This is a genomic window from Caballeronia arationis (genome assembly GCF_001544975.2).
GTDB classification, from domain to species: Bacteria; Pseudomonadota; Gammaproteobacteria; order Burkholderiales; family Burkholderiaceae; genus Caballeronia; species Caballeronia arationis.
This window is the reverse complement of record NZ_FCOG02000139.1, coordinates 1-14,764: the sequence shown is the minus strand read 5'-3', so window position 1 is coordinate 14,764 and position 14,764 is coordinate 1. Positions and strand designations below refer to the sequence as shown.

General features: G+C 56.0%; 11 protein-coding genes. 7 read left to right on the top strand and 4 right to left on the bottom strand.

All coding sequences use genetic code 11. The features are described from left to right. Nucleotides 1-327: 327 nt before the first annotated feature. Both AWB81_RS35400 and AWB81_RS35390 read right to left on the bottom strand, forming a co-directional pair. Nucleotides 328-924, bottom strand: a complete 597-nt coding sequence (locus tag AWB81_RS35400; RefSeq protein WP_062642340.1) for a hypothetical protein — start codon at nt 922-924, stop codon at nt 328-330. A 526-nt stretch (nt 925-1,450) separates the two neighbouring features. After that, entirely contained in the window at nt 1,451-1,804 is a 354-nt protein-coding gene (locus AWB81_RS35390) for a DUF4148 domain-containing protein (RefSeq protein WP_062642337.1), read from the bottom strand. A 778-nt stretch (nt 1,805-2,582) separates the two neighbouring features. On the opposite strand from AWB81_RS35390, the gene AWB81_RS35385 reads away from it, so the two are divergent. After that, on the top strand, nt 2,583-4,559 hold the full coding sequence (locus AWB81_RS35385) for an ATP-binding response regulator (protein WP_087135411.1): 1,977 nt from the start codon (nt 2,583-2,585) through the stop codon (nt 4,557-4,559). Between the two features lie 16 nt (nt 4,560-4,575). Beyond that, a complete protein-coding gene (locus tag AWB81_RS35380) occupies nt 4,576-6,522 on the top strand; it encodes an ATP-binding response regulator (RefSeq protein ID WP_087135410.1) in 1,947 nt (648 codons plus the stop codon). A gap of 43 nt (nt 6,523-6,565) precedes the next feature. On the opposite strand, the gene AWB81_RS35375 is transcribed toward AWB81_RS35380, so the two are convergent. Beyond that, complete coding sequence (locus tag AWB81_RS35375) at nt 6,566-7,270, bottom strand: LuxR C-terminal-related transcriptional regulator (protein WP_087135409.1); 705 nt, start codon at nt 7,268-7,270, stop codon at nt 6,566-6,568. Between the two features lie 882 nt (nt 7,271-8,152). Between AWB81_RS35375 and AWB81_RS35365 the strand changes: the two genes are divergently transcribed. Continuing rightward, the gene (locus tag AWB81_RS35365; RefSeq protein ID WP_062642324.1) at nt 8,153-8,548 is read left to right on the top strand and encodes a hypothetical protein; all 396 of its coding nucleotides are present in this window, start codon (nt 8,153-8,155) and stop codon (nt 8,546-8,548) included. 309 nt (nt 8,549-8,857) lie between these two features. On the opposite strand, the gene AWB81_RS35360 is transcribed toward AWB81_RS35365, so the two are convergent. Further along, nucleotides 8,858-9,268, bottom strand: coding sequence for a hypothetical protein (locus AWB81_RS35360; RefSeq protein WP_062642322.1), 411 nt, complete (start codon nt 9,266-9,268; stop codon nt 8,858-8,860). 71 nt (nt 9,269-9,339) lie between these two features. On the opposite strand from AWB81_RS35360, the gene AWB81_RS45145 reads away from it, so the two are divergent. From AWB81_RS45145 to AWB81_RS35345, 4 genes are all read left to right on the top strand, one after another. Beyond that, entirely contained in the window at nt 9,340-9,978 is a 639-nt protein-coding gene (locus AWB81_RS45145) for a hypothetical protein (protein WP_144444266.1), read from the top strand. 1,022 nt (nt 9,979-11,000) lie between these two features. After that, nucleotides 11,001-11,630 carry a hypothetical protein gene (locus tag AWB81_RS35355; RefSeq protein WP_144444265.1) on the top strand — a complete coding sequence of 210 codons (630 nt, stop codon included), beginning with the start codon at nt 11,001-11,003 and terminating at the stop codon, nt 11,628-11,630. After that, nucleotides 11,627-12,742, top strand: coding sequence for a hypothetical protein (locus tag AWB81_RS35350; RefSeq protein WP_062642319.1), 1,116 nt, complete (start codon nt 11,627-11,629; stop codon nt 12,740-12,742). The genes AWB81_RS35355 and AWB81_RS35350 overlap by 4 nt, the downstream gene beginning before the upstream one ends. Beyond that, entirely contained in the window at nt 12,739-14,313 is a 1,575-nt protein-coding gene (locus AWB81_RS35345) for a S1 family peptidase (protein WP_062642318.1), read from the top strand. Before AWB81_RS35350 ends, AWB81_RS35345 begins: the two co-directional genes overlap by 4 nt. The last annotated feature ends 451 nt before the right edge of the window (nt 14,314-14,764 follow it).

Sequence of the window (14,764 nt, the reverse complement as noted above, 5' to 3'; positions counted from 1 at the left end):
ATACGCAATCGCGCCGCTCCCCTCTCAAGGCCCGCCAAGTCGGGCCGTAGCCCCCTACCGCGCGAGCGGTTTCGTTCGACGGCCAGCTACGGACGTTCGCGCCGGCTCTCATGTGGACGTTCGAGCGTCCGCTCCAACCCAAACAAGCGACTTACGCTCGCGATCATATCGATCGACACTCGCCTCCCGGGCCACCACGATCATGTTGATGGCGTCGGTGTCCACCATCACGGGCGCCGGCGCCCACCTATCGCGATCTAATCATCAGGCTGGAGGCGCGAGAATTGCAGGATCTAGAGCCTGCAAACCTTAGCGAGCGTGAACCCATCAGCGGTTCGACTCGTGGGAGCCATAGACCGCGACCTTTTTCCCCTCAAAAAACTCTTGCACACCTTGTTCGCAATTCTTTGGACACGTTGTGTTGTCCTTGGCAGTGCCTGCCACGGTGACCGCCCTGTAGACAACGGATTCGATGAGCGTTCCGTCTTCTGCGACGACGATGTTCAGATCAGTTTCGACGCCAGCTGGCACGGCTCCTCCGACGTCATAAAAGATTTGCATGGTGCCGGTGCAATCGGAGTTCACCGTGTAGAGGCCGTGCTGGGCAGAATTGAATGTCGTCTTCCCCCCTTTAGGCAACCCGCCGATCATGCCGAAGTCGGTGCGGTGGAATCCGCCCGTGCCGTCAAACGTCACCAGGGCGACGTCATCGAGGATCGATGGGGCGTCGTACAGATGCAACACACCATCGGCAGTTTTCAATCCAAGTATCACTCCGTGACCGATAAAACTATACGGTCCCCTTAGCGTTGCGTTCGAGCAAAGGCCGCCGTGGCCATCGTGGTCGCCGGCCTGCGCTGCACCGCTGAGCGAGAGAAGTGCAACGGCTGTCGCCGACAAAATGCTTAAATACTTGATCTTCATGGTTGTATCCTTGTCACCGAATTACGCGCTTAGTATCACGACGCACAGACCGATTGCCAAGCTAGATGGGGTCCCGACTCAACTGAATGAACAAAAAAGAACTGCAGTAATCCCTCGCAGTCGTCGCTTGATGAGGAAAAGGCGCGCGGACCCGGGGTGACGTCTATCTAGATCGCGCGTCAATTCACGCGACGATAACTCGCGAAAGCACATCGAAAGCGGCTTGATGCTCGGATGGATTAAGCGGCGAAGGAGATGTGTGGCCGACGTCCCGAGAATCAGCATCATCGCGTCTGCAACGCTGTTGTTCGTGCGCAGCAATACGTCGGCGACGTAAAGTGTCAACGAGGTCAACACCATGTGGCGGGCAATGCTTATCGGGCGCGGGTTCATCATGTCACTGGCTATTCGTGCTATTCGTTGCGGAGGGTCCGAAGAATTCGGAAGCCGCCCGGTGAGCACGCCCCTAGACGATTCAGGCACGTTACCCGGATCGTCGGGGCGGTGTCGGGCGACCCATCGGCGGTCAATTACCGAAGAAAACGTTGCAGTAACTTGCGGGGCCGACGCACGACGATGGCGAGGGCTCCGACACATGCTGGACACTGCCGGAAGCTGAGGTGCCGTTGGTCGTCGTGCCGCCAACCTCACTGTTACCCGCCTGCTGGCTGTCCTGTGCAGCGATCTTCGCTTCAGCAGCCTGAATTTGCTCGGGATACTTCGTCTGGTCGCCGTCGCCCACGCGATAGCCGGCCTGCTCGATTCGGATCAGTTCCGCACGCACCTGCGCACGGGCGACGGGGGCGGTGCTCTGAGCGAAGCTGACGACTGGACTGGCGAACGCACAGCTGGCGAGGATAAGGCATGAAAGGGTTTTCATAACGGAGCTCCTTGATTTACGATTACCTATACCAATCAGGATACCTAATGGGATATTGCGGCCAGTTATGCAGACAAACTGGAAGTTCTGGTTGAAATGGGGTGCGAAGTCGTCCGCGACTCAGCTCGCTTAACTCGGGGTTGTACTGCGGATCATGTCAATCTCCCTGAACGTGAGGTTGAAAACGTCGCGCATGTACGCACTGCGTGTTCCGCATCGGCCTGTTATAGAGCCGTACTCGTAATTAGGCATTCGACAAGAGGAGAACGTGAGCCATTTGTGCGGTGATTGACGCCTTCCTTGTGTAGAATTATGTTGCATTATTACGCCGTGTAACCGTGTCAGTTGTAGTTACGTCGATAATTTTATGTTCGGCATTAAATGTTCCTTTCGGGCGAATAAATGTTCGGTGTCGCTTTACGATTATTCGTTAGAGTGACTTTTCAAGAGTAGGGCGCGCGCCGGGTTATGGATGCAGTTCGACGCGGCACACACGGAGCACCCAATATCGCAATTGGCCAACCGTGCTTGATCAGGATAACTTCGAGCGACTGGTACTGCGCAGCGCGCGAGATCAGCCTCATACTTACCCTCGTTCGGCAGCTTTGGCGGTCTTCGACGCAGTGCTCGGCACAGCGGGCACAAATTTCAGGTATGGACCACCTGCGTGGATCACGAACTTTTGTTCGGTAAAAAAACAGAACACTTGTCCATCGACTTGCGGGCGCACCGATAGCACAATGGGGGTATAGCTGCCCCTGATTTCTGGAGGCCTGTCATGGCGTCCCGTACTCAAAAAACACGTGATTCTGACGCGGGCGAAAAGCCTGGGGCTGGAACATCACTGTGCGCGGGTGAATCGGCTCACACAATCGGGCGCCGCAGATTTCCTGAATTTATGAATCTTTTGGTGGGACCGGTTGCAGCAGTCAGTACTGAGCAGAATGTCCTCGTCAAACGCGAGTTATTGCAATTGCTGTCTCGCCGATCGGTATATTGGATCGCGCTACTGTTGGTCGGAAGCCCGTTCTGGTTCGTATTTGGATCGTGGATCAAAACGTCGGATAATTATCCTTGGTTCCGTGTTGTCTGGATCCTGGGACTGTGGGGGATGGCCGCGCCGATGGCGGCATACTTGCTAAAAAGGACCACGGCGCTCCCGAAACACGCCGGCGTCAGCGTGGTCGAGCAGATGCACTGGGCATGGGCGGCATTGGTCATGCTGACATCGTTCTGGTGGGCGGCGGCTAGCTTTGAGCTAATCCCGCCCAACTTCGTGGTCCTCCATGGTTATTTCTTTAGATTCGCCCGATATGGCTTTTTAGAGCTGACGATGATCGGCCAAGCATTTACTTTGCTGCTGCTCGCACCCAGTTTTCGTGCGGCTTTAGGTTCACTCGTGATCGGCACTATCCCATTCGGATTTAACATAGCGCCACTGCTATTTATTAATCGGCCGGGAATGTTTGACTGGTATTCTGCTCAACTCATTGGTTATTGCGTCATCGCATGGTTCATTTGCAACGATCAGCAACGCGCATGTATAAGAGAGGTCATTCTCGAGGAGGCGCGATCGCAGGCCGTAGCGGCAACGGCGGAGAAGAACCAATTTATCGCTGCAATAAGCCATGACTTGCGCCAACCGCTCACAATGCTCGGCCTGAAGTTAGATTACATCGAGCGGAGCATTAAATCGACCAATCTGGTCGAAGACGTCTCGCTTGCGCAAAGGCAAGTCGATGCGATGGAAGATATGATTAACGGCGCACTGGATATCTGCCGCCTCGAGTCCGGCACCTGGAATGTTGAAATTCAGGAGGTGGCGCTGCCCTCCCTTTTACACGGCATCGTTGCGGATATGCAGCCGCTGGCCGGGGCGAAGGGACTGAAGTTTAGGCTCTACAGCCGGCCCTATCTGGTCCGTACGGATCGACATGCGTTGGACAGGATCGTCCGGAATATGGTGATCAATGCGGTCCGTTACACGCCTTCCGAACAGGGAGGAAAGAAGGGACATGTTCTGGTGAGTTGCCAGAGGCGTGGCGACCGCATAACGATAAGCGTCTGGGACAACGGCATCGGTATCGCCGAAGGCAGACAGAAGGACATCTTCAAAAGCTACGTACAGGTCGCCAACCCCGAGAGGAATCGTGAAAAAGGCTTCGGACTGGGTCTGTCCATTGTCCAGGGTCTCGCGAACCTTCTCGGCCACAAGCTGGACATGGACTCGACCCCAGGGCGGGGATCGCGTTTCTCGGTTACGGTCCCCTTCATGGGACTCATACCGCCGGAGTTGCTCGAGGTTCAAACGGTCGAAAACAGCGCCCCGGACCTGACCAATATGGTCGTGGCGATCATCGAGGACAATAGCGACCTGAGAATCGAAATATCGATGCGCCTGATCGAGCACGGATGCTACGTCGTGGCGGGGGAATCATCACACGACGTCATCGAGCAGTTGCGCATTGAGGCCTTGGCAAGTGGTCCGCACTTCATCCTCTCTGACTACCGGCTGGAAAACGAGGACGGTGTTGCTGCGATCGCGGCGGTCCGCGCCGCTACCGACCCTTCGATCCCCGCGGTCCTATGGTCGGGAGACACGTCGACGGCCGTGCTCAGAAAAGTAGCCGCCAGTGGTGTGGGTATTTTGTCGAGACTGGATTCGGAACCGACCTTATTGGCCTTACTTGCAAAACACAAGCCAAAAACATCGCCGAAGGCGGACGAAAGCGATCGCAAGTGTAGTTGCGCCTGATTCCCGGAGGCCTGCCATGGCGTCCAGTATTCAAACACGACGTGATTCTGACGCGGGCGAAAAGCGCGGGGCCAGAACATCACTGTGCGCGGGTGAAACGGCTCACACAATCGGGCGCCGCAGATTCGCTGAGTTTGTGAATCTTTTTCTGGGACCGGTTGCAGCACTCAGTGCCGAGCAGGATCTCTTTGTCCAACGCGAGTTATTGAAATCGCTGTCCCGTCGAGCGGTATGTTGGATCATGCTAGTGTCGGTCGGAGCCTCGCTGTTATGCATATATGGATCGTGGATCAAAACGTCGGATAGTTATCTTTGGTTCCGTGTCGCCTGGGTCCTGGGACTGTGGGGGGTGGCCACTCCCATGGCAGCATACTTGCTGAAAAAGACCACGGCGCTCCCGAAGCGTGCCGGCGTCAATGCGGTCGAGCGATTGCACTGGGCATGGGCTGCATTGGTCACACTGACATCGTTCTGGTGGGCGGCGGGTAGCTTTGGGCTAACCCCACCCGATTTCTCGGGCCATGCTCCCTACGTCAAATTGGCCAGTTCTGGCTTCCTTGAGTACACGCTCATCAGCCATACATTTACCTTGCTGCTGCTCGCACCCAGTCTTCGTGCGAATTTAGGTTCATTCGTACTCGGCGCTATCCCGTTCGGATTTAGTCTGGGACCACCTCTATTCATTTACCGGCCGGCAATGCTGGGTTTTTATACGGCTCAACTCATTGGCTATTGCTTCCTCGCGTGGTTTATTTTTTACATCCAGAAACGCGCATTTGTTAAAGAGATTATTCTCGCGGAGGCGCGAGAGCGGGCGGAAGCTGCAAAAGCAGAGAAGAACCTGCTTATCGCTGCAATAAGCCATGACTTGCGTCAACCGCTCACAACGCTCGGCCTGAAGTTAAATTACATTGAGCGGAGCATTAAATCGACCAATCTGGTCGAAGACGTCTCGCTTGCGCAAAGGCAAGTCGATGCGATGGAAGATATGATTAACGGCGCACTGGATATCTGCCGCCTCGAGTCCGGCACCTGGAATGTTGAAATTCAGGAGGTGGCGCTGCCCTCCCTTTTACACGGCATCGTTGCGGATATGCAGCCGCTGGCCGGGGCGAAGGGACTGAAGTTTAGGCTCTACAGCCGGCCCTATCTGGTCCGTACGGATCGACATGCGTTGGACAGGATCGTCCGGAATATGGTGATCAATGCGGTCCGTTACACGCCTTCCGAACAGGGAGGAAAGAAGGGACATGTTCTGGTGAGTTGCCAGAGGCGTGGCGACCGCATAACGATAAGCGTCTGGGACAACGGCATCGGTATCGCCGAAGGCAGACAGAAGGACATCTTCAAAAGCTACGTACAGGTCGCCAACCCCGAGAGGAATCGTGAAAAAGGCTTCGGACTGGGTCTGTCCATTGTCCAGGGTCTCGCGAACCTTCTCGGCCACAAGCTGGACATGGACTCGACCCCAGGGCGGGGATCGCGTTTCTCGGTTACGGTCCCCTTCATGGGACTCATACCGCCGGAGTTGCTCGAGGTTCAAACGGTCGAAAACAGCGCCCCGGACCTGACCAATATGGTCGTGGCGATCATCGAGGACAATAGCGACCTGAGAATCGAAATATCGATGCGCCTGATCGAGCACGGATGCTACGTCGTGGCGGGGGAATCATCACACGACGTCATCGAGCAGTTGCGCATTGAGGCCTTGGCAAGTGGTCCGCACTTCATCCTCTCTGACTACCGGCTGGAAAACGAGGACGGTGTTGCTGCGATCGCGGCGGTCCGCGCCGCTACCGACCCTTCGATCCCCGCGGTCCTATGGTCGGGAGACACGTCGTCGGCCGTGCTCAAAAAAGTAGCCGTCAGTGGCATGAAGCTTTTGTCGAAACCGGTTTCGGAACGAACCTTATTGACCATACTTGCAAAACATCGGCCAAAAACATTGACCGAAGGCGAGTGAAAGTGATGGCAGCGGAACATAAAGAGCGGTGTAGCAGAGATCTTCACGACGGTCCCTTATCTGTTGCCCCCCTACCAAGGGTCAGCTCGGCATTGACTCTAAGTGCAGCTTCAACGCGGTTTCTGACTTGAAGTTTGTCGTAAATAACACAAGAAACCTGTCTCACATGTCCCTCGGAAACGTTAAGCTCTCTTGCGATTTGTTTCCCTGAGAGGCCCCGTGCAATGCAACGCGCCAGGTCCCACTCTCGTGGAGAAAGTCCAAGATGATGTTGATTCCGGCTAGCTGAGGGCGCTTGTGTCGAGCAGGCAAAGCGCAGCAAGACTTCCTCCGGAATCCAGAGTTCGCCTCCTAAAATCCTGCTCAGTCCGATGAACATTTTTTTGTGCGCGCCTCCTTTCAAAAGGATTCCTCGAGCGGCGTAGTCACGCATGCACAGGCGCAAAATTTCAACTTCATGATCGTTTCCAGGAGCCAGTCCCGTGCAGACGACCACGGGAACATTGGATGGATTTCCGGCCTGGAAACGTTCAAGTGTCGCGGCGCCACGGTTCTCACCATCCAGATTAAGATCGAGGAATACCAGGTCCGGGGGAGGTGTCTTGTTTACTTCTTCAAGCGCGCTGGCAAGCGTAAATACGGGCGTGATGTCGATTGGGGGGGCGCTCAGCTCCGACGCGTGCGTTTGGACATATTCGGAAAGAGCAACGCAAAGAATTTCGTGGTCATCGACCCATAGGATTTTCATGGTCGCTTCTCCTCTTTATACATACATAGAGAAAAGCAATCGATCGCGCGCTACGTTTGTGCGGCGCACTACGTTACAGCTTAGCATATCGGCGAGGCCGCAGAACCTTGAAGGATGAACAGTCGAATAACGCCCGGCGGAGGTATGATATTCGTCGAATCGAAGGAGATCCGTTTGTTGGATGTCTGCGGCGTACCGACAGTTCGGTGCCCCGCACATGCGCGAAGTCCGTCGACGTATGCCTCTGGCACTTGGTCCGCGCGGCGGACCGGCGTGCCGCAGTTCTCGCAGAACGCCGCATCCTTCGGCAGGGGGTTACGTCTGCCCGCTACCGGGCGGCGTTGAATGACCGATGTACTTGGAAGCGGCCGACGTCCTTGCACTGGCGCGTGAGGCCGCTCAGGGTCGGTTTGGCCCATTCGCCGAAGGGACGGCTGCGGCCAGGAGCCAGCGTTCGACGGCGGGCGGGACCCGGCCACTTCCCGCCGTTCTCCTCGCGCTGTTCAAGACATTCGAGCGGCTGAAGGCACATCGGAAACCGGACGTTCGGGTTGAGCCACGGTGGACGGCGGCCACGGATCCAAAGCGTGTGTGAGGCTGATAATAGAGTGTCCGCAATCTGTGTTTACTTCTACTTCACGACCAAACTCGATGCCGCGATGCCGCGCGCTCACCACGATGCTTTTGCCCGCCCACGTTGCGACGAGCGCGGAGTATGGGTAACGAAACGAACGCACAGTGAAACGGCGGCCCAATGCTATCTTTTGTCATGGACCCTTCGCATTATCCGACCTAGATTTTCAATTATCTAAACGATCGTCTCGCTGGAATTCCGACGGTTGGCTTGGCGGACTGACCTGACTTGGCCCAACGGAGATCACCATGACCGGATCGTACGAACTCCAACATGCAGACGGAACCACAACCGTCGTAGAAGTTGACGATAGCGGAAACTACTACGTCTACACAACCGACTCCTCGACGGGTGAGCGAATTGATAACGGCCCCTCCAGTGAAATTGGGTCTAACTACACTTTAGAGGAAGTGTTGGACAGTTATCGACGAGAGGACGACGTGCCGTCGGACGCAACGCCTGAAGAGATCGCCGATCCCACCACGACCGGGCCCGATCCCGCTACAACCGAGCCCGGTGGCACCGATTCTAGCGAGACTGAGCCCGGAGTAATGGACCCAAGCGGCATGGACCTTGACCACGACGGCGAGCCCAGTGGGGTTGAGTCTGATAGCGAAGAGCCTGGTAGCACTGGTGGTGGTTAGGCTCTGAATTCGATCAAGCCCGAATCGATTGGTCGAATGACCGGCGATTACTAGGTGATCGCACTATGTAGATCAGCGCTATGGCGCCAAGCAGCACAATCGCAAGCATGGAGACAAACCCGGTGTCCGTCGGATTTATTTCCTTTAGCTGACGGGCGGCCCGCTGCTATTGGCGAACGCACTCGTCGAAAGAGCATCGAGCCCACTGCAAACCGCAAATCGTCGCCAATCTTTTCGAAGACCGACATGACCTAGACCTACGAACGGCTCGCTTCACACTCCCCAGCCTGCGGTTCGCATAGGGGAGTTTTAGGTGAAGGCCTGGACAGATCTGTCAATGGTGGAAAGACATGCTGTCGCAGTTGCCCGTTGTCGGAGGAAAAATGCCTTCAGACTCAGAGTCCTTGCCAATAAACCCTTCCGGAGGCTCAACGCCGGAGGCATCCGGCGAAGCACCACCGCCGCCGCCGGGCGGAGCATCACCGCCGCCGTCGGGTCGAGCATCACCGCCGCCGCCGGGTGGAGCATCACCGCCGCCGCAGGGCGGAGCGTCACTACCGCCGTCGGGTGGAGCATCACCGCCGCCGCCGGGTGGAGCATCACTACCGCCGTCGGGTGGAGCATCACCGCCGCCGCCGGGTGGAGCATCACTAGCGCCGCCGGGTGGAGCATCACCACCAACGCCGGGCGGAGCATCACCGCCGCCGCCGGGTGGAGCATCACCGCCGCCGGACGGAAAACGGGGGCCCGTTATACAAGCGCTGTTCAGCAGTTTGCCGATTGTCGGACTGGTGCTAGTCGCAGCCGTCTTTTGCGTCATTATTGGATCAATTTTCTGGGTTTATCTGTCTCCGAACGTAGCCACCACCAAAACTCTGTTGCATGAACTGTCAAATCCCAGTGTGGCCAGAGGATTAATTACGTTTCTGATTGCGATTTCCACAGTCGGAATAGCACTCATCCTTGTCATTTATGTGGTGTCGACCTACGATGCATTAGTCAAAGACCATTTCGCCTTGGGCAAGGAAGTTCTGACCTCACTAATCGGTATTCTAGGTACAATTGTTGGCTTTTACTTCGGCCAAACTTCGGGCCAATCGAATTCTGAAACCGTGAATCCAGTATCAAATTCAGTCGTAATCAGTGACGTGGCGGTTAAACCTCCCCACCCTAAAGGGGGTGGCACGGTTACACTTACCGCCAGCATTTCAGGCGGAGAGGAACCCTATCTATACACCGTCAAACTTTCGCCGGAAGTCATTCCGCCAATTGCAGGAGCCACGAACGGACCTCTGAAAGAAGACTTGCATTTACCGGCTTCATTCAATCCAGTCACCGCTTTAAATATCGAAATTGTCGCCACAGATGCAAAAAAGAATACTGCTCCAGAACCGGCGCACTATCAAATCGGCCCTGGAGCCGCTCCCTGAATCTCCGGACACAGATCCAACCTAAAAGACTGGACAACCTGCCGACCGACCCAGGAGTATGAATGACTGTTGCACCTTAGGAGCGACCTAAGGCAGGCCGAAAAAAGTTAACTCCGACATTCCTAAATGTTTAGGAAATGAAAGTATGCATGAATCGAATTCCGAAGGCTTTCTAGCCGAAGGACGAGGCGGGTCAGAATCTGTTGCACGCCGACGGATTCCGACCTAACTTGATTGGCTAGCGACCGGCGGGAATGGGTCGACACCGGAAGTTCGGTTTCGGTCGAGTCTCGACTTTTGCTGGCCGACCACGAACTTCCGGGATCGGCCAGTCCCGGACGTTCCTTGGTGCTTCCCCCGGGACGCTCAGAGGTCGGCTACACGCCACGTATGGGACATCTCCGCAAACCTGCATTAACACAAGTCTTTGTAAACCGCACCCCCGGCAAGCCGAGTAGCAATGAAGTAACTAGCAGTGTATCGTCAATTGGTCTGATAAATCACCGCTGACGAAACTACGTCCCTGGAGAGATATATGCGGTGACTTCAAAGCTGCTTTCGTAAGCGTCGATCTACCTCTCTGTTGCTGAGCCGTCCTAGGTTTCTTTATCTTCAACCTGCGAGGCCTCTGTCGAGAGGGGCCCGCGACCCTTAACCGATATTGTTTGATCTGTTTCCATACGACAACTATAAATACCTCACGCGAACAGACGCAACCTTCGAGCGCACGACGAGCAAGACCTTGCATGCAACTGCTCGACCCTTTCGAACGTTCGTATACTTCGGATCTCGTCAGACACGACGACCAAACGATGGGGCTGACATTCCGTAGAAGTACACCGCTTCTCGAGGCTCGAATGATACGACCGCTCCTTCGATTCGCGATCTCCCATAGCCTCATGGCGGCTTCTATCATGTCGATGGCGAGCGCTTTTTCTCAGTCTCCGCCATGTCTGGCCGAGCAGAGTTCCGGCGCCTCGGGCGAGCTCGGATACAAGTTGCGGCAGTCCCGATGCGAAGGAATGCTGAAGCAATTCGTCGCGAGCTATTCCAACATAGAACTAGTTGGCTACCAGATTGGCAGTATGCCTGCTCATCTCATGCCTGGCGTGCCTATCACGCTCGTCACCCTTGGCAAGAGCACGGACGGCCCCGTCTTTCTTCGCGCGCAGAGCGTAACGTCACATCTCCGCTATCAGATGGACCGCGCGAACACGAAGTTGGGCCAAGAGGTCGCGTGGCAATCGGATGTGTTGGCACAACTGTCGGAGGCGTCCGCGGCACAACCAGCGCTGGACTTGTCCAAGCTCGCCATTCTGGCTTGCTCCAACAACTGTTCGGGAAGCCCCAACACCATTTACTGGCCGGTTCTATTTAAAGGCACCCGATCCGACGGTGGCCTGATGCTTGCCTTGCGAGCCGGTGTGAGAGCAGACCAGGTATCGATACGCTTTCAGACATCAGCGCTCGAGACGGTCGACGCGACGTACCCGGACGTCGTGCTTGTCCCCGACGGCGTTACGTTCGTTACGCTACCTCGGAGGCTGACCGCGGGCCGCTATCAAGTTGTGGTCACTGCAACCGACATCGCTATGCAGGAGCAACTCAAAGCGTTCGTTGCAAACATCGTGATTCCAAGCGAGCGGCCGTGACCGCCGGTGAAAAGGAGACGAACTCTCTGGAGCGCGGGCACGAGAACATGTCCGCGGACGACCGTCGTGGTGAGCGCTACTCTCAACAGCCTCTACAAAGCAACGCAGATCAAACACTATCCACTGTTGAAGTGTTGCTCAAGAAGTCGAAAAAGTTCCTCGCTCTACTAGGCCTTGTTCTCCTCGCAATTGCGGTCATCATTGGGCTAGTTATGCCTGTCGGGCACGCGCCATTCCGCATGCATGCGTCGTCGGCATACGTCGGACTCGAGATCAATTCGGAAGCTCATCTTTCGATTGCGGCTGCAGCATGGGATGCCGGCGTCGACTTTTCGAGGTCGGAAAAAGCCTTGAATGAGCAATCAATTCTAATGCGTTCCATGTCTTCAGCGCCGCACGCAAAGGATCTCGACATGATCGACATCTGGCTGGACAAAGGCGATCTCCTCTTAATCAAGTACTTTCCCGGAGACCCGGCGCAGTTTGCGATTTCCGTCCCAAAAGGACGGCCGGCGCTCACCGTCCAACTCGGAAGTAATGCGCCACTCTCGACCATCGACGAACGAGGAACCCGACGTTCATTCTCCACCACGAATCGCGTGCTTAGCGGGACCCTCAGAGACGCCGCCAATTCTGGTATCCGTGTTTCGCTGGGGAAGAAGGAGCAATTGGTCAGCAATTCTTTTGCGGTCACTTTATTAGGATTCGGTGAAACCAGTGGCCGCACTGTCGAGCCCGGTCTCATATCCGGCGGCATCCAGTTCCTCGATCGTCCGAATGAGCCGCTCGATCTTTTCAGGGCGAGCGACCTCAGGTTTCGATCTGTCGACGCGGATATCACCGCGATCATCTTTTCGAACGAAGGCATCGAACTATTCGCGTCCGGCTCGGTGAGCGGAGCCACCCTGAACGTGTCCTCCCCGTCTCACGAGAACAGCAGTCGCGCAATCATGCCCAATCTCTTCGACCGACTGAAGGGCGATCCACTCGCGTCGACACTCATCTCGGTCGGTGCGGGTCTCGCAGGCCTTGTCAGTTTCGTGCTCTCCCTCACCGGATTAGGCGATCCGTTGAAACGACGAATACTACGATTACTGGAGAAGTCGCAATGAGACATGCTTTGATGTTTCTGCTCACGTTGGTTGGCTGCTCCAGTGCGATCGCCCAAGGCTCGTATCAGGACGCGGTTGCAATGGTGGACGCAAGCTTTTCCAATGGTGCATCGTCGTTTGGTGCAGGCATCGTTGTCTCGCAAACGGAGCAGCGCACGGTAATTGTGACGGCGCTCCATGTGGTAAAGCTGAACACTGAAATCGCCCCGAGCATCCACGTCGAGTTTCGGCCGTTGCGAGCAAAAAAATTCCCCGCGACGATAGACCGGTCCTATATCGATCCTCAACTGGATTTAGCGGTCTTGTTCGTCGACAAATCGCCGACTTCGACCATCCCGAGGGTGCTTTACGATTTCCAGATTGTGAGTCCCAGCAACGGCAGCACTTTGGCTGGCGCTAAAGTGCAAGTGGTGGGAGCGATGGGCCGCGATCGCTGGGTCGCGGGTGTTGCCTCGGATCAAATCGTTGAGAGCGATTTGATGACGCTTCATATACGAACAGCCGAGGGGCGCGCGGGTGCATCAGGAGGCGCTGTTTTCGACACCTTCGGACGAATTCTTGGCATGTGCGACGACGTCGATTCCTCGACCGGTCTCCTGGTGGCGATTCCTGCCCACGTCATACTTAATCGGCTCGACCAATGGGGCATACAGCCGCGAATTTCGTATGCGCGCGCAGGAAGTTCATCCGCAGAACTGCTTACGGATGTTCGCAAGAACATTAAGTTGCGCATGGACTTTCCAAATCCGCCGCCGCCTGCTCCGGGGCGATTGTGGGGAGAAGAAAATACGCCGGGAGGAAGTGCGACATTCCAGCAGACCATCTTCGCCGACTTGAGTCCCGGACTGGCCGCGTTGCGGCCGACGATCGAAATCCACTACACGATGCCGAATGCGCACGAAGCCTCTTTCACTCTTCGGCCGCCCGACTACAAGGAGGTCCGAGTCGAGTATCTCGTTAAGCTGACCGGCGAAATGTGGGTTTCGCTTCCGGATGGTAGAAAGCTCGGTCCTGTGCCGATCCTGCTTGACTTCCAGGCCGGGCCGCTACATGCGGCGCAAAACGGCGGCAAGGCGGCCGAATATTCGATAAATGCGGCGCGCAAGGCGGCTGATTTTGTGCAGAAGGAAGCATCGCGGGTATCTGTCTACAGGCGCGATGCACAGCAGCAGATGAGGGAGGCTCAGTCTCAGATGAGAAACCAGAATGTCGTTGTACTTGAAAAGCAGCTTGAGGACAACTTCAATCACTGGTCAATTCGATGTCTCCTTCAGAAAGCGGGATGGGCTTGCAGCTATCCGATCTTCGGAGGAATGGACATCGAATATGCCATCCATTCATTCGCCCTGGGATCGAACGCCGACGATCTTTACGAGAATGTTCCGGTGGTTGCCATCGACGAATTGCGGCCTTCGGTAGGGATACATGCAGCGAGGGTGCTAGCCGCAACCCGTACCGCTTCCGAGCAAAGCGGTGTCTACGCTCGGCTTCAGCTTTCCAACGGAGTAGTTTTAGGTCCCAGATTGCTTTGCCGCTATCGGTCGGACCGCTGCGATCCATCCGGTTGGTGACGTGCTGCTTGCTGGACAGACAGCATCGAGCGACGGTGCGACCGATTCTAGGAGTCTGTCGGAGTTTGATCATTGAGGCGCGCTACGGAGGCATCAGACACTTCTGCCTCTCGTGAGGACGAGATCGATCGCCTTGTAGCACGCGAAATGTGCTTAAAACATAGGAGGAAACCTCGACAAGAGCAAACTCCGACAGCCTCCTAGCACGAGGGTAAAAGGCAGTTTTCGTCGGCGCCGCGCAGTCGTGTCAGGGCTAGTACCCGCGCTAGTCGATGGTTCCAGCCGACTACTTATCAGCCGATTGCGCCAGGGCGGGTGTTCCTTGGAAGCGGTCGTTATAGTCGCAGCAATCCGAGCGTCGGCTTGGGGTCGAAGAACGAAACCGCTCGCGCGGTAGGGGGCTACGGCCCGACTTGGCGGGCCTTGAGAGGGGAGCGGCGCGATTGCGTAT

What these genes read in the sequence shown, in the direction of transcription:
- AWB81_RS35345 (WP_062642318.1), top strand. Translation starts at nt 12,739, where the DNA reads ATGAGACATGCTTTGATGTTTCTGCTCACGTTGGTTGGCTGCTCCAGT.
- AWB81_RS35400 (WP_062642340.1), bottom strand. Translation starts at nt 924, where the DNA reads ATGAAGATCAAGTATTTAAGCATTTTGTCGGCGACAGCCGTTGCACTT.
- AWB81_RS35390 (WP_062642337.1), bottom strand. Translation starts at nt 1,804, where the DNA reads ATGAAAACCCTTTCATGCCTTATCCTCGCCAGCTGTGCGTTCGCCAGT.
- AWB81_RS35385 (WP_087135411.1), top strand. Translation starts at nt 2,583, where the DNA reads ATGGCGTCCCGTACTCAAAAAACACGTGATTCTGACGCGGGCGAAAAG.
- AWB81_RS35375 (WP_087135409.1), bottom strand. Translation starts at nt 7,270, where the DNA reads ATGAAAATCCTATGGGTCGATGACCACGAAATTCTTTGCGTTGCTCTT.
- AWB81_RS35365 (WP_062642324.1), top strand. Translation starts at nt 8,153, where the DNA reads ATGACCGGATCGTACGAACTCCAACATGCAGACGGAACCACAACCGTC.
- AWB81_RS35355 (WP_144444265.1), top strand. Translation starts at nt 11,001, where the DNA reads ATGCTGAAGCAATTCGTCGCGAGCTATTCCAACATAGAACTAGTTGGC.
- AWB81_RS35360 (WP_062642322.1), bottom strand. Translation starts at nt 9,268, where the DNA reads ATGCTCCACCCGGCGGCGGCGGTGATGCTCCGCCCGGCGTTGGTGGTG.
- AWB81_RS35380 (WP_087135410.1), top strand. Translation starts at nt 4,576, where the DNA reads ATGGCGTCCAGTATTCAAACACGACGTGATTCTGACGCGGGCGAAAAG.